Genomic DNA, 21143 nt, shown 5'->3' on the forward strand with positions numbered 1-21143 from the left:
CGTCACCCCCGCGCCCGCAAGGCGAGATCCGGCCGGTCGGTGGTGATCTGCCGGATCGGTTTGGCAAGCCAGTATTCGAGATCGCTGATTTCGTTCGGAACCCAGGCGCCGAGACGGTCGAGCGGCACGAGCTGGGTTATCTCATCCCAGTGCGCCTGAAGCAGCGACTTTTCGACGGCGATGATATCCGAGCATTGCGTCATCAGGCTGAGGCCGCTCGTCAGACCAAGACGCTCGGCCGACTTGGCATCAAAGGACGACAAAGTCCGGATGCCGGGAGCAACCTTGCGAATGTCGGCGAGCACGTCGGGATGGAAGCTGGTGAGAACCGATCGCTCGGCCAGACCAAACCGCTCGACGGCGGCGAATGCCTTGGCGGCAAGCCCCTCATACGGCGTTCCATCGGCATGGATCTTCAGTTCGATGTGAAGTTCGAGCGCTGTATCCTTGAAAACGGCAAGCACCTCTTCCAGCGTCGGCATCGTCTCCCCGTCGCTCTGCGTGAGGCTGATTTCACGGTGTTTTCCGAGGCTGAGGTCGGCGACCGGCCCGCGCGCATCCGTGGTGCGCTCGAGCGTCGGGTCGTGAATGACCAGCATTTCTCCCGATCGTGTCAGGTGGATGTCGAACTCCACGCCGTCGACCGGCATTTGCGCAAGTTTTCGGAAGCCCGAAAGACTGTTTTCAGGCCAGAGATTACGGCCACCGCGGTGGCCGATGATATGCACCATCGTCTAAATATCCTTGAGATCTTCGTGTTATTTTCCGGAGTCCACCAGCCCCTTGGTGAACCAGCGTTGCATGAAGAGAATGACCGCCGCAGGCGGAAGCATGACGAGCAGCGCCGCGCTCATGGCAATGTTCCAGGCCGGTGCCGAGTCCGAGACCGGAACGAGTTGCTTCAGCCCGAGCACCGCCGTTCCCATCTCCTTGTCGGTGGTGAACAGCAACGGCCACAAATACTGGTTCCAGCCGTAGAGAAACAGGATGATCGACAACGCCGCTATGTTGGCGCTCGACAGCGGCAGGAGGATATCCTTGAAAAATTTCAGCGGACCGGCGCCGTCGAGCTTGGCCGCCTCGCAAAGCTCATCGGGAACGGTCAGGAAAAACTGCCGGAACAGGAAGGTTGCGGAGGCCGAGGCGATCAGCGGCAGGATCAGGCCGCTATAGCTGTTGACCATATTCCATTTCAACGAGGCTTCCATGCTGTATCCCGTCAGTTGTTCGACGACACCGGACAGACCGATCGTCGCAGCCAGCCAGCGAAGCGGCCCGGCAGCATCGGCGACCGCTTCATAGGTCGGGATGATGCGGACCTCGACCGGAAGCATCAGCGACACGAAAATGAGCCAGAACGCCGTCATGCGAAACGGGAAGCGGAAATAGGTGACACCGAAAGCGGCGATCAGCGAGATCGCCAGCTTGCCGATGACGATGCCGGCGGTGACGATGATCGAATTCAGGAACAGCCGGGAGAATTCGCCCTGCTGCCAGGCGGCAGCCAGGTTTTCGAAGAAATGCGAGCCCGGCATGACCGGGAACGGCGTCTGCTGAACCTCCTGCAAGGTGAGCGAACCGGCGACGAAGGCGAAGTAGAGCGGCAGGCAGACGAAGACCGCGCCGATGAGCAGCACCGCGTGGCAGAAGATCGAAAGACCGAGATGACGTTCGGGCATGACTACACCTGGTAATTGACCTTGCGCTCGAGAGCGCGGAATTGAATGACGGTGAACAGGATGGCGATCAGCATCAGCAGCACGGACTGGGCGGCCGACGAACCGAGGTCCAGTTGTACGAAGCCGTCCTGATAGACCTTGTAGACCAGGCTGTTCGTTGCTCCCGCCGGGCCGCCGCGGGTGACCGCATCGATGATGCCGAAGGTTTCGAACAGTCCGTAGACGAAGTTCATCACCACGAGGAAGAAGATCGTCGGCGAAATCAGCGGCAGCGAGATGGTGAAGAAGCGCCGCACGGGTCTTGCGCCGTCGAGCTTTGCCGCCTCCAACAGCGAAGCGGGCACAGCCAGCAATGCAGCGACGAGAAAAATGTAGTCGTAGCAGACATTCTTCCAGACCGAGGCGATCGTCACCAGAAGCTGCGCATCGAACGGCCGCCGGTTCGGATCCCATTCGACGCCCAACCCATGCAGAAACTGCGCGATCGGCCCAACAGCCGGATTGAACAGGAAGGCCCAGATCACCCCTGATATGACCGGCGCGATCGCATAGGGAAGCAGGATGATGCTCTTATAAATTCCCCTGCCCCTGATCACGAAATCGGTGGCGAAGGCAAACAGGCCGGCAAGCAGAAGCGTTGCGGCATTCTGCGCGACGGTGAACCACAGCGTGAACAGCGCACTGGCGCGATATTCCGGACTTGCGAACAGATTGTAGAAATTCTCCAGCCCGACGAAAATTTCGGTGCCGCCGAAGGGATCGACCTGAACGAAGGCCAGCGACAGCGCCTTGTAGGAAGGGATGAAAAAGAAGAACAGCAGGATCAGCAGTTGCGGCGCGACCAGGCCGAAGGCGAGCCAGGGCTTGTTGAAATGAGCCGACTTCAACCCGGCCTCCAAGGGCTGCGCGCTCCTCCGGCCAGTCGAGAGATTATCCGGGATGCGAAGGCGCCTGGCGGCGCCCTCCATCTTTCCCAAAGTCCTACTTTGCTGCATGAAGCTGCTCGTATTGGCGAAGGATCTGGTTTCCGCGGGCCGCCGCCGCATCCAGCGCCTGCTGTGGTGTCTTTTGTCCGGTCCAGACGCCCTGGATCTCTTCCACCAAAAGCGCCATCGACTGGTTGTGATTGCCGAAGCGGAAGCCGCGCGAATTGTCGGTCGGCGTTCCGCGCGTCAGCTGGAGAATGGCGATCTCGCGGGTCGGGTGATCCTTGAAATAGCCCTCGGACTTGGCTTGTTCATAGGCGGCGTTCGTGACCGGCACATAGCCGGTCTGCTTGCTCCACCAGACCTGCGTCTTCGGCGAAGCGAGGAAGTTCAGGAAGGCGGCAGCACCCGCATATTCATCCTCCGACTTGCCTTTCAGGACCCAGAGCGCGCCGCCACCGATGGTGCTGTTCTTCGGCTCGATACCCTCCTCATGCGGTAGGAACGTTGCGCTCCAATTGTATTTTGCGCCGCTCTCGACGGCAGCATGGGCCGCGGTGGAGGCCACATAGGTGGAGCAGGTGCCCGACGTAAACAGCTGGTCGGGCGAGAGGCCCTGACCTGCGATCTGCAGGATGCCGGCATCGAGCCATGTTTTGAGGCGCGTCACCTGAGCGACGACCAGCGGGCTCTTGTTGAAGATGAACTCGGTATCGAGACCGCCGAAGCCGTTCGCCTTGGTTCCGTAAGGCTGATCCTGGATGGCCGCGTAGTTTTCGATCAGGCTCCAATAGAAGTCGTTTGCAAGCGCCATCTGGCACTTCGAAATTCCCTTCTCCTTGATAGCGCTGAGCTGCTTGTCGAGCTCCTGCCAGGTCTCGCCCGGCTTGTCGAAGCCGGCTGCCTTGAAATGATCGGCATTGTACCAGAAGATCGGCGTCGAGCTGTTGAAGGGCATCGCCGCCGGCTTGCCGTCGACGAGATAGAAGCCGGCCACCGGGGCGAGGAAATCGTTCCAGTCGATCTTGTAGCCTTCCTTCTCCATGAGCGCCGGCACCGGAATGATGGCGCCGGAATTGTACATGGTCAGGAAACCCCGCTCAGCGGCCTGGATCAGCACCGGCTGTTGGTGGACGCGGTAGGCGGCCACCATCGCCGCCATGGTTTCCTCGTAATTGCCTTTGCCGATGCCGACGACCTCGTATTTGTCCTGCGAGGCGTTGAAGTCGGCAATCAGCTTGTTGGTGATCTCGGCAAGGCGGCCGCCTGCCGCATTCCACCATTCGATCTTGACGCGATCGGCCGCGCCGGCGTCGCCCGCATTGGCCAGGCCGAGCGTCACCAGTGCAACACCCGCCGCGAACGACCGGATCGTCCGCCCCATGCGGGCGCCTATCGAAGACTTTGCCGTCATTTCGTTTTCCTCTCCATTGCCGTTGTTCGCCGACCGGCGCGCCCGGCGCCGGTCAACCCCTCCCAGAGTGGCGATAAAACAAGGTTGGGGCCACTTGTTACAAATGTCAATAGCATGTTACAAATGCATGACGACATTGGAGGAGGATGCTATGGCAGCTATCGAACTGATCGACCTGAAGAAGAATTACGGGGCTGTTCCGGCGGTAAAGGGGATCAATCTCACCGTCGCCGACGGCGAAATGATCGTTCTGGTCGGGCCCTCAGGATGCGGAAAATCGACCTTGCTGCGGATGATCGCGGGCCTCGAAGCCATAAGCTCCGGGCACCTCAGGATAGCAGGCAGCGACGTCGGCCACGTTGATCCGGCCGACCGCAACATCGCCATGGTCTTCCAGAACTATGCGCTCTATCCGCACATGACCGTTCGGCAGAATCTCGAATACGGCCTCAAGAATCGCCGCGTGCCGCGCGACGAGATCGACCGGCGGATCGCCAACGCCGCCGGCATCCTGGAAATCGGCGACTTCCTCGAGCGGCGCCCCCGCCAGCTCTCGGGCGGACAGCGCCAACGCGTTGCCATGGGCCGCGCCATCGTCCGCGATCCCGCCGCTTTTTTGTTCGACGAACCTCTGTCCAACCTCGATGCGAAGCTGCGCGTGCAAATGCGCGTCGAGATCCGCAGGCTGCAGCGGCAGCTCAAGACAACGAGCCTCTATGTCACGCACGACCAGCTCGAGGCTATGACGCTCGCCGACAGGCTGGTCGTCATGAACGGCGGCCGGATCGAGCAGATCGGGACACCGATCGAGGTGTATCGCCGTCCCGAGACCGTCTTCGTTGCCGGCTTCATCGGCTCTCCGCCGATGAACCTGGTCGATCTCGACGAGCTGGGACCCTGTGACCTGGCACTTCCCAGAGACACGGATCTCATAGGTATCAGGCCAAGTGCGATCAACCTCGGTGATGGATCGGCGCATGATCTCCGGTTCGACGCCCATGTCGAATTGATCGAAACCGTCGGTGACGAGAACAACGTCCATCTGCGCATCGATGGCTGCGACAAGCGCATCGTGGCGAGCGTACCCACCGATCGACGTCTGCAGGAAGGCGATCGCACTTCGTGTCATATACGAAAGGACGGTCTGCATCTCTTCAACAGGACGACAGGGCGGCGAACCGATTGAGGGAGCGAAGCAGATGACGGCTGACCCTTGCGATTGACAAGCGTCAGGGATTTGAGATCCATGGCCATCGAATTGGAGGCGCAGATTATTGCATGTCACAAAACAGAGGTGCTTCTTTCCAGCCGATGGCGCTCCCCGACGAGCAGATGCAGGTGCGCGTGGTCTGGCTCTATTACATGGAGGGACGCACCCAGGGTGAGATTGCAGAAGCGCTTTCGACCAACCGGCTTCGCGTCAACAAGATCATCGCCGAGGCGCGCCGGTCCGGCCTGGTGACGATCACCCTCAATTCCCGGCTGACATCCTGCGTCGCCCTGGAACAGCAGTTGGCGGCAGAATTCTCGCTCAACCGGGCGATCATCGTACCGACGCCGGAGGATGCGGAACTCATCCCTGTCCTGCTCGGCCAGGCAGCCGCCGATTATCTCGTGCAATTGCTGAACGGTGGCAACATTCGCGGCGTCGGCGTCGGCTGGGGGGCGACGCTCCGCGAAATGGTGCGTCACATGCCGTCACTCCGACGCCCTGATATCTGCGTCAACTCGGTCATGGGCGGGCTGACCCACGGCATCGAAATCAACACTTTTGACATTGCGAGCGATCTTGCCCGCCAGCTCAATGCCGAGTGCTCCTATCTTGCTGCACCGATCTATGCCGGCAGTCCGGAGTCGCGGATGGCGATTATCAGACAGGATGTTTTCGAGACGGCCTTTCGGCAGATCGAGGCCAATGACGTCATCGTGCTCAGCATCGGCGACATGACCGAACGCTCGCTGCTGATGCGCTACGGCCTGCCGAGCAACATCAATATCGAGGAACTGGTCGCGGCTGGCGCCTGTGGTGACGTGCTCGGCCAGTTTATCGACAATACCGGGCGTCCGATCAAGCACGCGATCAACAAATGCGCGATCGCTCCCGAACTCGAAGCCCTGCGCGCTATCCCGAACATCATCTTCGCGTCAGGGGGCCTGAACAAGGCGCAGGCTATTGCTGCCGTGCTGCTGTCGGGTCTGGGCAATGTGCTGATCTGCGACGAAGACACGGCCCGGCAAGCGCGACAGCTTGCGCTGGATCTCAAAATAGGCAGCGGTTTATAGAGCGGCCGCGCAACCGGCAGGCACCGAAGGAGGCTCCGTCGGCACCGCCTTTTCGATCGCATAGAGCTTAGCGAAGCCGGCATCCTCGATCAGCATCAGTCCTGCCGGCATCGAGGTACCAACATAACGGTCGGACGTATCCGCATTGACGACGAGGATGAAATCGAAACGTCCGCGCCAGTCCGACAGATAGGGCGTGAAATTTTCATAGACCTGCATCATTGCCGGGCACAAAAGCACGCCGATCGACAACAGATTGCCTTCGGGAACCGCGATCTCAGACCATGGTGTCAGAACCGATAGCGGCTGCTTGCCTTTCGCGGTGAAGAGCGTCGGCACGAACGCATGCGCGAAAGGCGTGGCAAGCGTCGGCAGGTGCCAGAAGGTCTCCTCTCTGAAGAAAAAATACCGGTTGGAGTGGGCAAAGCCGCTCACCATCTTGGGGTCATGCCCCAGAGGCAGAACGGCCGCGCCGACCGGCACCTTTTTGAGTACGGTCTCGACGGCGGCGACGTCCTTTTGTCCCAGCCACCAATTCCAGCCGATCCAGCCGGTCCGGCCGAAAACCGCGAGATTAACGACGAGCGCCAGCAACAGCGCCTGTCGGCGTGGCAGATTGGCGAAAGGACACACCATCGCCATGGCGACGAGTGCCGTCATGATCGGAAAGCGCCAACTGATCCATCCGGTGCCGAGCATGTGGCGAGGTGAAACACAGGAGAGCAGCAGCAGGCCGCCGGCGGCCACGGCAAGACCGGCATGGATGCGGATATCGCCCGCGCGTACGGCACGCGTGCAGATGAGGATCAGCGGCAGAACCAGCACCACGTCTACCACCGGGATATACGAGGTGATGGCGGAGAGCAAATTCATGACAATCAGGAGGACGCCGTCGTTCCAGGCAAGGGCAAGGCCGTTGCCACCGGCATTCGGTAAAGCTGGCGCACGGAGATAGAGTGCGAACGGCGGCAGGACACAGGCGCCCAGCGCCAGCGTCAAACGGCCGGCGAGCCTCAGCAGCCCTACCCTCGATCGCAAGATGTCGAAACGCCAGGAAAATTCCAGGCCGCAAACGATCGCCATATAGAAGCCGAGCGAGAAGATATGCATCACCGTCAGCATCAGCGCGGCGGCAAGCCGCCAGGCAAAAAGCAGAGCGAGATTTCCGCGCTGCAGCCGCAGGTCGACGCAGCCGAAGACCAAGGCCATGCCGAGGCCAATCTGGAAATTGATGAAGCCGCCGATCATGGTGGCGCACCAGCCAAGCGACAGCATGGCGATCTGCCAATAGTGGCGGCCGCCGAAAAGCGCCCGGTGCAGGCTGATCGCGCCAAGCGACGGCAGCACGATCGCCAGGAAAAGCAACGTCCGTGCCAGCCTATCGGCGCCGACAATAGGTCCCAGCCAGATGGCGAGAAGATCGATGCCGACGTTGGTGAAGGTGCGGCTCCAATCGATCGCGTAGATCTCCGGAAACGGCTGCTCGCTGATCCCGCCGGAAAGGAGCCAGATGCGGGCATAATGATTGGCATAGTCGAGCACCGGCGGGAAGGGAAAGAGCACGACAAGGATCGCAACAAACCCGACGAAAACGAGGATCGCAACGGTAGAATCCTGTCGGGTGATCAATTCCCCAGGCTCGGCCGTGGCAAGACGAGACTCCGCAATCCGGTCCATCAGCCGATCCGACTGTTCTTTTGCAAGCTGCTCTTCTGCTGCGCAGGCGGCTCACCGGCTACGAAGGCCGCATCCAGCGCGGCGCGCTTGTCGCCGGCGCTCATTTCCGAAAAAGCCGTCGGCAGCTCGGCATGTTCGCCTCCGCGCAGGATGGTCTCGATCATGAACATCGGCCGCCTCTTGCTCTCCTGCACGAGGCGGCCGAGATATTCGCCGATGATGCCGATGCAGATCAGCTGGATGGCGCTGAAGGCGCTGACGGCGGCCATGATCGACGACCAGCCGGTGACCGTTTCATCTTGCAGCCAGCGCACGAAAGTATAGACGAGCAGCGCCATCGCGACGCCGGCGCTGATCATGCCAAGCCATGTGGCGATGCGCAGTGGCGTCGTCGAAAAGCTGGTGATCGCATCGAGCGCGAAATTGATCATCTTGCGCAGCGGATATTTCGTCGTGCCGGCAAAGCGGGCGTCACGCTCATAGGGCAAAGCGACCTGCCTACCGCCGATCCAGCTGACCATGCCGCGGATGAACCGATCGCGCTCCGGCATCGCCAGCAGGATATCGACGACGCGCCGGTGCATCAGCCGGAAATCGCCGGTATCGCGCGGGATCGTCACGGAAGCGAGCCTGGAGAGCGCACGATAGAAAAGCGAAGCGGTGGCGAGCTTGAACCAGGTTTCGCCTTCGCGCCGCGTGCGCTGGCCGTAGACGACGTCGGCGCCGCGCTCCATGATCGGCATCATCATCAAAAGCAGCTCGGGCGGATCCTGAAGATCGGCGTCGATCAAAAGAACACGCTCGCCGCGCGAGGCGGAAAGACCGGCCGTTGACGCCAGTTGGTGGCCGTGATTGCGCAACAGACGCACGCCGAGGACCTGCGGCACTTTTGCGGCCAGTTCCGAAATGATCTCCCAGGTGCCGTCGGACGAGCCGTCGTCGACGAGAATGAGTTCGAAGGCGTCGCCTGCGATGCTCTGCGCGGCACCGCTAGCGCGGCGGCAAAATTCGCGCAGGCCTTCTTCCTCGTTATGACAAGGCGCGACGATGGAAAGAAACGGTGCTTGCGTCATGCGGACGGCGGTGCCTGCTTGATTGATGGCGCCAGCCTAGCCGGGAAACGTCAAACATCCTTTAATGGCTGGATGGCAGCCCCTGAGCGCCCCCGAGCTATTCCGCCGCGATGATCTCGCGCACGCCGTCGACATCGCGAGCCGGCGAAGCGCCGTAGAGGCGGCTGTATTCGCGGCTGAACTGCGACGGGCTCTGATAGCCGACGCGATGACCGGCCGTGCCGGCATCGAGACGCTCGACGAACATCAGCCGGCGCGCTTCATGCAGGCGGAGCTGCTTCTGATACTGCACCGGCGTCAGCGCCGTGACCGATTTGAAGTGGTGATGGAAGGACGAGACGCTCATGTTGACGCGGTCGGCAAGATCTTCGATCCGCAGCGGCCGGGCGAAATTCTCCTTCAGCCAGGCGACGGCGCGCGCGATCCTGTTGCTGTGGCTGTCCGACGTGGCGATGTTGATCAGACGGGCGCCATGCGGCCCGGTCAGCACCCGGTAGAGAATTTCCTGCTCGATCAGCGGCGCCATGGCAGGAATATCGCCTGGACGATCGAGCAAACGCAGCAGCCGGACGGCAGCATCCATAAGCTCCGGCGGCGCGACGTTCACCACCAGGCCGCGCTGCCCGTCGGTATGAGCGGCCGGGCGGGGAATATCGATGCGGCTGAGCAGTTCCAATAGCTTTTCGGAATCGATCGCCAGCCCCAGGCAGAGATGCGGGACCTCGGGGCTTGCCTCCGTGACGCGCCAGGCGACCGGCAGGTCGAGCGAGGTGAGCAGATAGTCCCCCGTCCCGTAGCTGATAAGCTCAGTGCCGAGTTGCAGGCTCTTGGCCCCCTGCAGCACGAAGCCAAAACAGGGCCGGTAGCTACTGTACGAGGGATCGCTGGGCCTGGACCGGCGGCTGACGTGAAGATTGCCGATTGTAGTCGAGAACTCGCCGTCGCCAGGCGCGAAGCGCATCGCGATGTCGACGATTTCCTGGTATAGGCTGAAAGGCAAAGTCATGCGGCAACTCTTTCTGTCAGCTGTCTGATGCCGACGCTACCGCCCTTATCTAGAGTGCCTTTGCGATTTCGCAAACAGGTGGGCGCCGCACTTTTGCAGGATCGTGCAAGAAGCTGAGAGGATCGCTCTAACGCCTTTGCCAACATCCGGGCAATAGTCCGCCATCCCGCTCAACCCCTCCCAACCCCAAAGGAAGCTTCAGATGGCTATCGCAAAAGGCTATGCCGCAACCGACGCGTCGCAACCGCTGACCCCCTTCACCTTCGAGCGCCGCGAACCCAACGATGACGACGTCGTCATCGCAGTTCAATATTGCGGCGTCTGCCACTCCGACATTCACCAGGCCCGCAACGAGTGGGGCAATTCCATATTCCCGATGGTACCTGGCCACGAGGTCGCCGGCGTCGTTTCCGCCGTCGGCTCCAAGGTCACGCAATTCAAGGTCGGCGACCGCGTCGGCGTCGGCTGCTTCGTCGATTCCTGCGTCGGCTGCGCCGCGCGTGATCTGGACTACGAGCACTTCCTGCCGGGCCTCGTCCCGACCTATAATGGCTACGAAGCCGATGGCACGACCCCGACCTTCGGCGGCTATTCCGACTCGATCGTCGTCAAGGAAGGTTATGTGCTGCGCTTCCCCGACAATATTCCGCTCGATTCCGGTGCCCCGCTGCTTTGCGCCGGTATCACGCTCTATTCGCCGCTCGCGCATTGGAAAGCCGGTCCCGGCAAGAAGATCGCGATCGTCGGCATGGGCGGTCTCGGCCATATGGGCGTGAAGATCGGTGCTGCCATGGGTGCCGACATCACCGTCCTCTCCCAGTCGCTGTCGAAGAAGGAAGACGGCCTCAAGCTCGGCGCCAAGGACTATTATGCAACGAGCGACGCCGAGACCTTCACCAAGCTCGCCGGCAGCTTCGACCTCATCATCAACACGGTCGGCACGGCGATCGACTGGAACGCCTATCTCAACCTGTTGAAGTCTGACGGCACAATGGTTCTGGTCGGCGTTCCCGAGCACCCGGTTCCGGTCCACGCCTTCTCGGTCATCGGCGGGCGCAAGAGCCTTGCCGGCTCGATGATCGGCTCGATCAAGGAAACCCAGGAAATGCTCGACTTCTGCGGCAAGCACAACATCGTCTCCGAGATCGAGAAGATCAAGATCCAGGACATCAACGAGGCTTATGAACGCGTCGTGAAGAGCGACGTCCGCTACCGCTTCGTCATCGATATCGCCTCACTGGCGGCTTGAGGAATGAGAGGCGGCTCCTTCGGGGGCCGCCACTCTCTACTTACGCAGACTTCTTGATCGCCTCACGACACGCCCGCCGCACTCCCCCGCAGCCGCAACAGATATTCGACCGGGTTGAATGGATCAGGCCCGGAGCGCCGGCGCAGGCGCGGTGGCCCGGCCACAGGGGCATAGTGATCGAAAGCGGTTTCCATCGTCCCTGCCCCGCTCGTCAGGCCCGGCAATTGCTGCTGGACGCTTTGAACCATCTGAGACGCCAAAGTGCCTTCGAGCCGCGCCACGCCATCGGCGATCACGGAACCCGACGTCGCCGCAGCGGATTTCGCCAACAGAGTCACCACGCTGCTCAGGCTCTCGGCAGGCGCTTCCAAGTGAAAGCGGTCGAAAGGTTCGCAGAGGACAGTTTGCGCGGCCGAGAGCGCCGATGCCAGCACCCAGGAGGTCAGTTGCCGGAAATCGGCGGCGGTGCTGGCCGGCGAGCTATGACGCGCCGCCGTCATAGCCACATGGCAATCGATGACCTGCCAGCCGAAAATGCCCTGCTTCAGCGTTTCGAACACGGTCGCCTCAACCGCCCGGTAGAAGGCGACCGGCATCTGGCCGACATCCACCTCGAGCGCAAAGCTGTTGCCCGTCCCGGCAGGACGCGGTTCGACCCGCAGGCCGACGGTGGCGAGAAACGGATTGGGCTCCTTGAAGAGGATCTGCAGGCCGGCTCCGGTTGCCGCCGGCCTCTCGGCCAGAATGACCGTGCTTTCCTCGAAGCTCGCCTCGAGGCCGAAATCCGTCAGCAGCGTCGCTTGGATCACCTCCTTCTGCACCTCGCCGTAGAGCGATACGAAGACCTCGTCGGTCTCTTCGTTCCGGTGCAGGTTGATCAGCGGATCCTGTTCGGCCATCCGGCTCAACGCCAGCCACAGCGCCGCCCTGTCCGAAGGCCGCCGCGCAAGGACGCGGGTTTCGAGCGTCGGCGGCGCGAAGTGAACCCTTCCGGTCGCACCCGGATCGCCACCCACCGCATCGCCGATCCGGGCCCCGGAAAGTCCGCTGAGGCGCGCGATCTGTCCGGCGCCAAAGCTCTCGGCGGCATGACTGCGCCCGCGCCCGAAGAGCTGGATTGCGGTTACTCTTTCCGGGCCTTTCGGCAGATCGAGATATTGCCGCAGCCGCACCGTGCCGGATGTCAGATACACATAACACTGCTTCTCGCCACCCCAGCCGCGCTCGATCTTGAAGATCTTGCCGGCGACCGGCCCATCCGGATCGGGATGTTGCTCGGGCAAGATCGCCGCAATGGCCGAGGCCAGCGCGGGCACGCCGGCGCCGGTCATGGCCGCGCCGGCGAAGACGGGATGCACCAGGCTGCGCGCCGCCTGATCGGCCAGAGCGCGGCTGAGCCTTTCCCGCGTCAGGCTTTCCGGGGCGAGCACATAGTCGTCGAGCAGCGCTTCGTCGTTTTCCCCGAGCGCCTCGCAGAGCGCCGAAAAGAGCGGCTCGCGTCCCGGGTCCAGGGCCTCCACCCGGGCAAGCTTGCTGCCGGCATCGATGACCGAAGACATGGCGATCGGTCGGACGGCGAGCTGCGCGGCAAGCGCCTCCATCACCTCCGCATACCGGGCGCCGAGGCGATCGACCTTGTTGACGAAAAAGACGAAGGGAACGCCGAGCCGCCGCAGCGCCCGCACCAGCACACGCGTCTGCGCCTGCACGCCCTCGACCGCCGAAACCACGACGACCGCCGCGTCCAGCAACCCGAGCACCCGCTCCACTTCGGCGATGAAGTCGGGGTGGCCGGGCGTGTCGATCAGATTGACGGTCCTGTCTCCGATCGCAAACGACACCACCGCGGCCCTGATCGTGATGCCGCGCTGCCGTTCGAGTTCGAGCGTATCCGTCTGTGTATTGCCGGTATCGACGCTGCCCAGCTTGTCGATGACTCCGGCGTCAAAAAGCAGTCTTTCGGTAAGGCTAGTCTTGCCTGCATCCACATGGGCGAGGATGCCCAGATTCAAAGTGCGCATAAACCACCAACTTCTCAGAAATTCGGATGTGATTTTCGTGAGAAGTGACTCGGCGCATTGGAACCTCTATCCGTTGATACGGCTGGATGCGGCATTCCCGGGTGGTGGGGAGACGCGGGCGGGATGCTAAGGCGGTGTGGGGAGATGTGTCAAGGTTGGGAGTAATGCCTTCACGGCGCAAACGCGCCGTGGCCGGCTTCCTGTACCGGCGTGCCGTGGCCGCCCCCCTCTGCCCTGCCGGGCATCTCCCCCACAGGTGGGGAGATTACAAGCGGCTCAACCCGTCCGGCCCGTCTATCGTTTCACTTCGCTGAACGCTGATTGTTTGGGGAAGCCTTTACGCCCAGCCAATCTCCCCACCTGTGGGGGAGATGGCCGGCAGGCCAGAGGGGGCTACCACGGCATGCCCTCTCTTGCTGTCCTCCGGCTTCCCTCTGTCGTCGTGGCGCTCCCGTGTAGAACCTGGCCCATAGTGCGTCCCTCCATGCCAAGGAAAATAATGCACCATCAAATGCCGGGACTAAACACCTACGCCTCCTCCCGCATCGTCTCCCGCTGCGTGATCAGCCGGGCGCTGTGCTGGCCGCTCAGATAGATCCACAGCCAGCTCCAGGCGACCGAGAAGCGGGAGCGGGTGCCGATCAGGAAGTAGATGTGGGCGATGCCCCAAATCCACCAGGCGATCCAGCCCTTGAGCTTGATCCGGCCGAAATCGATGATCGCCGCACTCTGGCCGATCGTCGCCAGGCTGCCCTGATGCCAGTAGCGGAAAGGTGCCGGTGCGGGCTTGCCGGACAGGCGGGCGCGAATGACCTTGGCGACGTAGCCACCCTGCTGCTTGGCCGCCGGTGCAATGCCTGGCACTGGCTTGCCGTCCTCGCGCATGACCGAGGCCGTGTCGCCGATGACGAAAACGTCGGGCAGCCCCGGCGCGCTCAGATCCTTTTCGACGACGACGCGCCCGGCCCGGTCGGCCGGCACGTCAAGCCAGCGCGCCGCCGGCGAAGCGGTGACGCCGGCCGCCCAGACGATCGTCCGGCTGGCGACAAAGGTCTCGCCGATCTTCACCCCGTCCGCATTGCAGTCTGTCACCGGCCTGCCGAGATGGATCTCGACCCCGAGCTTCTCCAGCGCCCTCTGAGCATAGGCCGAAAGCTCCTCGGCGAAGGTCGGCAGCACCCGCGAACCGGCCTCGACCAGCACGACGCGGGTCTTGCGCGTATCGATGTTGCGGAATTCCTTGGGCAGGGTGAAATGCGCGAGCTCGGCAATGATGCCGGCAAGCTCGACGCCGGTCGGGCCGGCACCGACGATGGTGAAGGTCAGCAGCGCCTCGCGCACGGCGGGATCGCTCTCCATCTCGGCCTTTTCGAAGGCGAGCAGCACGCGCCGGCGGATCGTCGTCGCATCCTCCAGCGTCTTCAGGCCGGGCGCCACCGGCTCCCATTCGTCATGGCCGAAATACGCATGCGTCGCCCCGGTCGCCAGCACCAGCGTATCGTAACCCAGAGTCATGCCGTTGCGGAGAGATACCGTCTTCGCGCCGCTGTCGACACCGGTGACCTCGCCGAGCAGCACCGTCACATCGGGCCGGTCGGCATAGAGGCGGCGGATCGGCCAGGCGATCTCCGAGGTGGAGAGGATGGTGGTCGCCACCTGATAGAGTAGCGGCTGGAAGAGATGATGATTGCGCCGGTCGACGAGCGTGACCTTCACACCCGCCCCCTTCAACCCGTTGACGAGCTGCAGCCCGCCGAAACCTCCACCGACAACGACGACATGATGATCGCTCACGCACTGCCCCTTTTGCGCCATTTCGCTCGAAACCAATGTGGCTTTTGCCGCGAATGTTGCAACCGCCGTTTCGGCATGCCTGCCCTGCGCCACCGACGGCAGTTGGGGCACTCAGGATTATTGGCTTTCAGGTAATCGAGTCCGGCGAAGCTTATGGAGCGGAGATCAGAAAGAGTTATAGCTGCCCAGGCCGAGCCTCGGTTGAGGTGCAGCCTGGAACCAGTTCACAGCGCAGATGCATAACCCGCCGATCAATAGGAACCGACGCACTGGCGACGGGGCCCGTGATAGGGCTGGAAGGTATTGTCATAAGCCCTGTACGAACGATAGCGCGCATAGCACCAAGCCTCGTGGCTCCCGCCGCCTCCATAATAGGCTGACGATGCATAGGCGCGATAGGGCCGGCCGTAATAGCGGTAGGGCGCACCGTAATAGCCATAGGGCCGACCGTAGTAACCGTAGGGCCGACCGTAATAGCCGTATGGCGAGCCGTAATACGAGCCGTAATAGGGCTGGGCCAATGCGCCGCCTATGATCGTACCAACGGCCAGACCACCTAAGGCCCAGCCCCAGCCCGATCCATGACCATGATGATAGCCGCCGTGATGGCCGCCACCCCAGTGGCCGCCTCGGCCACGCCATTGCACCTGCTCTATCTGCTGCTGAGGTTCGATCCTGGGTAGATTGATAGCCGGAAATGCCTGAGCCGGCGTGACGCCGGGGATCCCTATGATCAAGCATAACGCAGCGACGGTTAGCTTTCTCATGACTGTCCTCCTCTACTCCTCCAAGAGGAGAGAATATCCTCCCCTCCTCCTGAACCAAAGGTGAACGTAGTATGTCGAAAAACGTTCCATACGGAGACAAATTAATCGCTGTCGATGGCGCAGAGAACTATCGGCTCTTCAGACAATCGAGACGTGCTTTTTCTAGAAGATTATAAACTTTCCGCACACTGTCGATCCCCAGAAGCTGAGGGTCTTTGGACAGGCTCGGCGTCCAGACGCCCGCCGTTTTGTATCGCTGAAAAGAAGACACGCCGAATGTGATCGTCCCTGTACCGAAGCGGCCTTCTTCGAGATTGATCGACGGCAGCAGTTCGAGCTGGGTGGCAGAGAAATTCGGAAGGAAACCGCTTCTGCGAATGATGACGCGCCGGTCGGTCAGGGCATATTCCGTACGGGCCCGCACAGCCGCATCAACGACAAAGCGTCCCGCGATCAAATAGAGGCCTATCAGAACGAACGGGATTCCCCATAGGCGCATGAAAACCGGCGTTCCCGGCGTGGTCAATACGCCGGCCTCCCAGAAGAGAGCAAAGCCACCCCAAAAAAGTGAGAAGGGAACGAGGGCGAAATCCCACCTTGTCAGACGAAATCCTCGTGCGGGATGCCCGGACCAGAGAAGTTTTTCTCCTGGCAGGAAATAGCTATGAATATCGCTGGTTCTCATATTATCGCAGCCTCTCAAAATGCAGGTTTACCGCGCGTAGCCCACGGGTATCGCCATCCCATGTTTCAATTCTTCCATCGAGATCGACGCCGAAACGTCGAAGAGTTCCAGCTTGCGCACGATCTGCTTATAGATGACGTCGTAATGCTCGACGCGCGGCAGCACGATCTTCAGGATGTAATCGTGATTGCCGGTCAGCCGGTGTGCCTCGACGATCTCCGGGATGTCGCCGATGATCCTGCGGAAGGTTTCCGTCCATTCGTCGGAATGATGCGCTGTCTTGACGAGCGCAAAGACCGTCGTCGGCACGCCCATCCGCTCGCGGTCGAGCACGATGATGCGCCGAAGGATATGGCCGCTTTCCTCCAGCCGCTGGATGCGCCGCGAACAGGCCGAGACCGACAGCGCCACGCGCTCGGCCAGATCGGTCACGGATATGCCTGCATCCCTCTGCAGCATGTCGAGTATGCGTCTGTCGCGGTCATCCAGCATGTGTATAAATCGAACCTTACGCGCCAATTTTGCGCAATTTGCCGAAATTGCGCAAAATCATAGCATACATCCTCCACGGAGGACAAACAACGCAAACACCCCGCGCCGTCATTGCGGCATCATTTTCGAAGGTTCAATGCATAGGAGCATGAAGAGATGGAAACGATCGGCCTGATCGGCGGCATGAGTTTCGAAAGTTCGGCGGTTTATTACCGCCTGATCAACGAGATGGTGCGCGCCCGCAAAGGCGGCCTTGCCTCGGCCGAACTCATCCTGCATTCGGTCAATTTCGAGGAGATCGTCGCTCTTCAGAAGGCCGGCGACTGGGCTGGAGGGGCCCGCCGCCTCGGCGAGGTGGCGGAACGCCTGGAGGCGGCAGGCGCCGGCTGCGTTCTGATCTGCACCAACACCATGCACCTGATAGCTGACGAGGTTGCGGCCAAGGTATCCGTGCCGCTGATCCATATTATCGACGAGACGGCGAAATCGCTGCATGCCGCCGGCCGCAAGCGCCCGCTCTTGCTCGCCACCCGCTACACGATGGAGCACGGCTTCTACGCAGACCGCATGAAGAGCCACGGCCTCGATATCATGGTGCCCGACGCCGCCGACCGCACCACCGTGCACGACATCATCTTCAACGAACTCTGCGCCGGCAGGGTGCACGACAGTTCGCGCGAAAAGCTGATCGACATCATCGACCGCGCCATGGATAACGGCGCCGACAGCATCATCCTTGGCTGCACCGAAATCTGCCTGATCCTCGATCCTAACCGCCTGCCATTGCCGGGCTTCGACACGACCACGATCCATGCCCGGGCGGCCGTCGAGTTCGCACTTGGCGCGGAGGACGCGGAAACGGAAGCGGCAGCGTGAGTGCGCAGTTAATTTAGTTGACCCAGTCAACCAAATGCATGACAAAGGTTTCCATCAGGAGATTTTAGTCAGCTGTGCGGACAGTCGCCAACCTCTCTTCCGTCATGCTCGGGCTTGTCCCGAGCATCTGCCTCCGTTCGATAGGGCAGCAGATCCTCGGCACAAGGCCGAGGATGACGCCGAGCGAGGAGCGAGCCTTATCAGGTCTGGCCAGATCTCCATCTGGAGATCACCATGCGCGATATCGCCCTCATCGAAACCGCCCGCGATTTCAACCGCTTCTACACGAATTTCCTCGGCCTGCTGAACAAGGCCTATCTCGACTCGCCTTTCACGCTGACGGATGCCCGCATTCTCTTCGAGATCGGCTCGCATGACGGTATCAGCGCCGCAGCCCTTGTCCGCGACCTGCATCTCGACCCAGCCTATCTCAGCCGCATCCTCAAGCGCTTTCGCGCGGAAGGGTTGATCGAGACCAGCCCTGATCCGGCCGATCTGCGCAGCCAGGTCATCAATGTCACCGATCGGGGACGCGAGCAGTTCGAAGAACTCGGCCGGCGCGCCAATGCCCAGATCGCCGCCCGTTTCGACAATCTGGCGGTCGGCGAGCCGCAAGCCGTCGTTTCGGCCATGGACACGATCCGCGCCCTGCTCGACCCGGCGGCGAAGCCCGCCCCCGCCGTCATCCGCGCCCATCGCGCCGGCGATATCGGCTGGATCGTGCAGAGCCAGGGCCGCTTCTATGCCGAGGAATATGGCTGGGACCTGCGTTTCGAGGCGTTGGTCGCCGAAGTCGCCGGCAAATTCCTGGCCAATTTCGATCCCGAAAAGGAATACTGCTGGATCGCCGAACGCGGCGGCGTCAATGTCGGCTCTGTCCTCATCACCAATGGCGGCGACGGCATCGCCAAACTGCGGCTGCTCTATGTCGACAAATCAGCCCGCGGGCTCGGGCTCGGCAAGTTGCTGGTCGACGAATGCATTCGCTTCTGCAGGCAAAAAGGCTACAGCGAACTCCAGCTCTGGACCAATGACATGCTGGAGACCGCCCGCGCCATCTACGTCATATCAGGCTTCCGCCTTGTCTCCGAGGAGAGACATAGAATGTTCGGTCCGGAGGCCAACGGCCAAAACTGGGCCCTCACCCTCTGACTTGCTGCGTCGCAAAATTTCGCTTGATTTGGAAACGATCATTTCCTAATTAGGCGGACATGAACACAACGACACTCCAGGAGAAGACCCGCAGTCGCGGACGCCCGCGGGAATTCGATGCGGAGGCGGCACTCGATGCGGCGCTGCGCGTCTTTTCCGAGCGCGGCTATCATGCCGCCTCGATCAGCGAACTCACCGAGGCCATGGGGCTTGCCGCCGGCAGCGTCTACAAGGCCTTCGGCGACAAGCGCGGCATCTTCCTCGCCGCCTTCGACCGCTACCGCGCCGTGCGCCGCGGCATGCTCGGAGCCGAACTCGATCGTGTCGAAACCGGCCGCGACAAGCTGCGTGCACTCGTCATCTTCTTTGCCGGCTCCTCGCACGGGCAGATCGGCAGGCAGGGCTGCCTCGTCGTCGGCAGCGCCGGCGATCTCGCCCTCTTCGACGAAGAGGCGGCCGAGCGCGTCGCCGCCGCCTTTGCGACCGACGAGACGCTTCTCGCCGACCTTATCCGCCTCGGCCAGGCCGACGGCTCGATTTCGGCGGATCTCGATATATCGGCGACTGCACTTGCTCTCCTCTGCCTTACCAAGGGCATGCGCGTCATCGGCAAGACAGAGCGCAGCGGCGAAGAAATGGCCGCCGCTGCCGAAGCCGCGATGAAGCTGGTCACCTGACATTTCCCCCAGGGGAATGCCGGCATTCCCCTGGGCGCCCGGAAACGGGTGGCCGCCGGCAGACCGATTTGGGATCAATCCTTTCCATCATACCGGAGTTTCCGATGAGCATTTCAGCCACCGCGCCTGATAAGGCCATTCCACGGGCGCTCTCCCCTTGGCTCACCTTTCTTTTCGCCGCCGCCTGCGGGCTGGTGGCCGCCAATCTCTATTACGGCCAGCCGCTTGCCGGGCCGATCAGCGCCGAGCTCGGCTTCACGCCGGCCGCAACCGGCCTGATCGTCACGCTGACGCAGATCGGCTACGGCCTCGGCCTGCTGCTGATCGTGCCGCTCGGCGACCTCACGGAGAACCGCCGGCTGGTGCTGCTGCTGGTTGCCGTCTCCGCTGTTGCGCTGATCGGCGCGGCGCTGTCTTCGACACCGACCGCTTTCCTCGCGGCCTCGCTCTGCATCGGCCTGTCATCGGTCGCCGTTCAGGTTCTAGTTCCCTTCGCCGCCAACATGGCGCCCGATGCGACGCGCGGACAGGTCGTCGGCAATGTCATGAGCGGCCTGCTCTGCGGCATCATGCTGGCGCGCCCCTTCGCCAGCTTCGTCGCCGAGGCCTCTTCCTGGCATGTGGTCTATTACGTCACCGCAGCGCTGATGATCGTGCTCGCCGTCGTCTTGCGCGCCAACCTGCCGGTCCGCCGGCCGAAGACGAAGCTGCGCTACGGCGAGCTGCTCGCTTCCATGGGCCACCTGGCGCTGACCTCGCGCGTGCTGCAGCGCCGCGCGCTTTACCAAGCCGGCATGTTCGGTGCCTTCAGCCTGTTCTGGACGACGACGCCCTTGCTGCTCGCGAGCCCGGCCTTCGGCCTGACGCAGAACGGCATCGCCCTCTTCGCGCTCGCCGGTGCAGCAGGCGCCGTCGCCTCGCCGATCGCCGGCCGGCTCGCCGATCGCGGCATGACCAAGATCGCCTCGACGATCGCCATGCTGCTCGGCATGGCCTCCTTCCTGATCAGCCATTTCGCCGCCGATGGATCGCTCACCGCCCTGATCCTTCTGACCGCGGCGGCGATCACGCTCGATTTCGGCGTGACCACCAATCTCGTCTGCGGCCAGCGCGCCATCTATGGGCTGAACCCGGAACATCGCAGCCGGCTGAACGGCCTCTTCATGGCGACCTTCTTTGCCGGCGGCGCCCTCGGCTCGGCGCTCGGCGGCTGGGCCTATGCGACCGGCGGCTGGACGATGACGGCCTGGATCGGCTTCGCCTTCCCGGCGCTCGCCTTCCTGCTGTTCCTGACGGAAGGGCGCAGCAAGTAGGAAAGTCGCGCGCATAGTCCTGAAAATCGGAGTCGATTTCGGGACTATGCGCGGGTTAA

At 62.0% G+C, this 21143-nt stretch carries 19 protein-coding genes; 7 read left to right on the forward strand and 12 right to left on the reverse strand.

Going from position 1 to position 21143, the window contains the following annotated elements; all coding sequences use genetic code 11:
* Positions 1–2: 2 nt before the first annotated feature.
* Genes BBJ66_RS13370 through BBJ66_RS13385 form a run of 4 tightly spaced genes read right to left on the reverse strand, consistent with a single transcriptional unit; the run spans position 3 to position 4019 of the window.
* The gene (locus BBJ66_RS13370; protein ID WP_071087616.1) at positions 3–731 is read right to left on the reverse strand and encodes a glycerophosphodiester phosphodiesterase family protein; all 729 of its coding nucleotides are present in this window, start codon (positions 729–731) and stop codon (positions 3–5) included.
* Between the two features lie 27 nt (positions 732–758).
* Positions 759–1679: an ABC transporter permease subunit gene (locus BBJ66_RS13375; RefSeq protein WP_049733551.1), complete on the reverse strand. Its 921-nt coding sequence runs from the start codon at positions 1677–1679 to the stop codon at positions 759–761.
* A 2-nt stretch (positions 1680–1681) separates the two neighbouring features.
* Positions 1682–2647 carry an ABC transporter permease subunit gene (locus BBJ66_RS13380; RefSeq protein WP_190238006.1) on the reverse strand — a complete coding sequence of 322 codons (966 nt, stop codon included), beginning with the start codon at positions 2645–2647 and terminating at the stop codon, positions 1682–1684.
* Between the two features lie 13 nt (positions 2648–2660).
* A complete protein-coding gene (locus tag BBJ66_RS13385) occupies positions 2661–4019 on the reverse strand; it encodes an extracellular solute-binding protein (protein WP_071087621.1) in 1359 nt (452 codons plus the stop codon).
* A 151-nt stretch (positions 4020–4170) separates the two neighbouring features.
* Here BBJ66_RS13385 and BBJ66_RS13390 point away from each other — a divergent pair, with 151 nt between their 5' ends.
* Entirely contained in the window at positions 4171–5205 is a 1035-nt protein-coding gene (locus BBJ66_RS13390; protein WP_049733554.1) for a sn-glycerol-3-phosphate import ATP-binding protein UgpC, read from the forward strand.
* A 92-nt stretch (positions 5206–5297) separates the two neighbouring features.
* Entirely contained in the window at positions 5298–6302 is a 1005-nt protein-coding gene (locus BBJ66_RS13395) for a sugar-binding transcriptional regulator (RefSeq protein WP_071087623.1), read from the forward strand.
* Here the strand turns inward: BBJ66_RS13395 and BBJ66_RS13400 are convergent.
* The 3 genes from BBJ66_RS13400 to BBJ66_RS13410 all read right to left on the reverse strand — a co-directional run bounded on the left by BBJ66_RS13400 (position 6297) and on the right by BBJ66_RS13410 (position 10058).
* Positions 6297–7979: a hypothetical protein gene (locus BBJ66_RS13400; RefSeq protein WP_049733556.1), complete on the reverse strand. Its 1683-nt coding sequence runs from the start codon at positions 7977–7979 to the stop codon at positions 6297–6299. The genes BBJ66_RS13395 and BBJ66_RS13400 overlap by 6 nt on opposite strands.
* Positions 7979–9052, reverse strand: coding sequence for a glycosyltransferase family 2 protein (locus BBJ66_RS13405; protein WP_071087625.1), 1074 nt, complete (start codon positions 9050–9052; stop codon positions 7979–7981). Before BBJ66_RS13405 ends, BBJ66_RS13400 begins: the two co-directional genes overlap by 1 nt.
* Positions 9053–9149: 97 nt before the next feature.
* On the reverse strand, positions 9150–10058 hold the full coding sequence (locus BBJ66_RS13410; RefSeq protein ID WP_071087627.1) for an AraC family transcriptional regulator: 909 nt from the start codon (positions 10056–10058) through the stop codon (positions 9150–9152).
* A 202-nt stretch (positions 10059–10260) separates the two neighbouring features.
* On the opposite strand from BBJ66_RS13410, the gene BBJ66_RS13415 reads away from it, so the two are divergent.
* Positions 10261–11307, forward strand: coding sequence for an NAD(P)-dependent alcohol dehydrogenase (locus BBJ66_RS13415; RefSeq protein ID WP_071087629.1), 1047 nt, complete (start codon positions 10261–10263; stop codon positions 11305–11307).
* Between the two features lie 62 nt (positions 11308–11369).
* Here BBJ66_RS13415 and BBJ66_RS13420 read toward each other — a convergent pair whose 3' ends face one another.
* The 5 genes from BBJ66_RS13420 to BBJ66_RS13435 all read right to left on the reverse strand — a co-directional run bounded on the left by BBJ66_RS13420 (position 11370) and on the right by BBJ66_RS13435 (position 17066).
* On the reverse strand, positions 11370–13328 hold the full coding sequence (locus BBJ66_RS13420; protein ID WP_071087632.1) for an elongation factor G: 1959 nt from the start codon (positions 13326–13328) through the stop codon (positions 11370–11372).
* A 528-nt stretch (positions 13329–13856) separates the two neighbouring features.
* On the reverse strand, positions 13857–15122 hold the full coding sequence (locus tag BBJ66_RS13425; protein ID WP_071088105.1) for an NAD(P)/FAD-dependent oxidoreductase: 1266 nt from the start codon (positions 15120–15122) through the stop codon (positions 13857–13859).
* A 251-nt stretch (positions 15123–15373) separates the two neighbouring features.
* Complete coding sequence (locus tag BBJ66_RS33095) at positions 15374–15889, reverse strand: BA14K family protein (RefSeq protein WP_083335560.1); 516 nt, start codon at positions 15887–15889, stop codon at positions 15374–15376.
* Between the two features lie 127 nt (positions 15890–16016).
* The gene (locus BBJ66_RS13430) at positions 16017–16574 is read right to left on the reverse strand and encodes a PH domain-containing protein (RefSeq protein WP_071087634.1); all 558 of its coding nucleotides are present in this window, start codon (positions 16572–16574) and stop codon (positions 16017–16019) included.
* A gap of 27 nt (positions 16575–16601) precedes the next feature.
* The gene (locus BBJ66_RS13435) at positions 16602–17066 is read right to left on the reverse strand and encodes an Lrp/AsnC family transcriptional regulator (RefSeq protein ID WP_049733561.1); all 465 of its coding nucleotides are present in this window, start codon (positions 17064–17066) and stop codon (positions 16602–16604) included.
* 156 nt (positions 17067–17222) lie between these two features.
* On the opposite strand from BBJ66_RS13435, the gene BBJ66_RS13440 reads away from it, so the two are divergent.
* From BBJ66_RS13440 to BBJ66_RS13455, 4 genes are all read left to right on the forward strand, one after another.
* Positions 17223–17942, forward strand: coding sequence for an aspartate/glutamate racemase family protein (locus BBJ66_RS13440; protein WP_071087636.1), 720 nt, complete (start codon positions 17223–17225; stop codon positions 17940–17942).
* Between the two features lie 234 nt (positions 17943–18176).
* On the forward strand, positions 18177–19094 hold the full coding sequence (locus BBJ66_RS13445) for a bifunctional helix-turn-helix transcriptional regulator/GNAT family N-acetyltransferase (RefSeq protein ID WP_071087638.1): 918 nt from the start codon (positions 18177–18179) through the stop codon (positions 19092–19094).
* Between the two features lie 59 nt (positions 19095–19153).
* Positions 19154–19771 carry a TetR/AcrR family transcriptional regulator gene (locus BBJ66_RS13450; protein ID WP_049733564.1) on the forward strand — a complete coding sequence of 206 codons (618 nt, stop codon included), beginning with the start codon at positions 19154–19156 and terminating at the stop codon, positions 19769–19771.
* Positions 19772–19875: 104 nt separating this feature from the next.
* Positions 19876–21084, forward strand: coding sequence for an MFS transporter (locus BBJ66_RS13455; protein WP_064839422.1), 1209 nt, complete (start codon positions 19876–19878; stop codon positions 21082–21084).
* Positions 21085–21143: the final 59 nt, after the last annotated feature.

The sequence above is a fragment of the Rhizobium sp. RSm-3 genome, from assembly GCF_001854685.1.
Classification (GTDB): domain Bacteria; phylum Pseudomonadota; class Alphaproteobacteria; order Rhizobiales; family Rhizobiaceae; genus Rhizobium; species Rhizobium ecuadorense.

Coding starts and splice junctions, on each gene's coding strand:
- BBJ66_RS13370 (WP_071087616.1), bottom strand. CDS start 731: ATGGTGCATATCATCGGCCACCGCGGTGGCCGTAATCTCTGGCCTGAA.
- BBJ66_RS13375 (WP_049733551.1), bottom strand. CDS start 1,679: ATGCCCGAACGTCATCTCGGTCTTTCGATCTTCTGCCACGCGGTGCTG.
- BBJ66_RS13380 (WP_190238006.1), bottom strand. CDS start 2,647: ATGGAGGGCGCCGCCAGGCGCCTTCGCATCCCGGATAATCTCTCGACT.
- BBJ66_RS13385 (WP_071087621.1), bottom strand. CDS start 4,019: ATGACGGCAAAGTCTTCGATAGGCGCCCGCATGGGGCGGACGATCCGG.
- BBJ66_RS13390 (WP_049733554.1), top strand. CDS start 4,171: ATGGCAGCTATCGAACTGATCGACCTGAAGAAGAATTACGGGGCTGTT.
- BBJ66_RS13395 (WP_071087623.1), top strand. CDS start 5,298: ATGTCACAAAACAGAGGTGCTTCTTTCCAGCCGATGGCGCTCCCCGAC.
- BBJ66_RS13400 (WP_049733556.1), bottom strand. CDS start 7,979: ATGGACCGGATTGCGGAGTCTCGTCTTGCCACGGCCGAGCCTGGGGAA.
- BBJ66_RS13405 (WP_071087625.1), bottom strand. CDS start 9,052: ATGACGCAAGCACCGTTTCTTTCCATCGTCGCGCCTTGTCATAACGAG.
- BBJ66_RS13410 (WP_071087627.1), bottom strand. CDS start 10,058: ATGACTTTGCCTTTCAGCCTATACCAGGAAATCGTCGACATCGCGATG.
- BBJ66_RS13415 (WP_071087629.1), top strand. CDS start 10,261: ATGGCTATCGCAAAAGGCTATGCCGCAACCGACGCGTCGCAACCGCTG.
- BBJ66_RS13420 (WP_071087632.1), bottom strand. CDS start 13,328: ATGCGCACTTTGAATCTGGGCATCCTCGCCCATGTGGATGCAGGCAAG.
- BBJ66_RS33095 (WP_083335560.1), bottom strand. CDS start 15,889: ATGAGAAAGCTAACCGTCGCTGCGTTATGCTTGATCATAGGGATCCCC.
- BBJ66_RS13430 (WP_071087634.1), bottom strand. CDS start 16,574: ATGAGAACCAGCGATATTCATAGCTATTTCCTGCCAGGAGAAAAACTT.
- BBJ66_RS13435 (WP_049733561.1), bottom strand. CDS start 17,066: ATGCTGGATGACCGCGACAGACGCATACTCGACATGCTGCAGAGGGAT.
- BBJ66_RS13440 (WP_071087636.1), top strand. CDS start 17,223: ATGGAAACGATCGGCCTGATCGGCGGCATGAGTTTCGAAAGTTCGGCG.
- BBJ66_RS13445 (WP_071087638.1), top strand. CDS start 18,177: ATGCGCGATATCGCCCTCATCGAAACCGCCCGCGATTTCAACCGCTTC.
- BBJ66_RS13450 (WP_049733564.1), top strand. CDS start 19,154: ATGAACACAACGACACTCCAGGAGAAGACCCGCAGTCGCGGACGCCCG.
- BBJ66_RS13455 (WP_064839422.1), top strand. CDS start 19,876: ATGAGCATTTCAGCCACCGCGCCTGATAAGGCCATTCCACGGGCGCTC.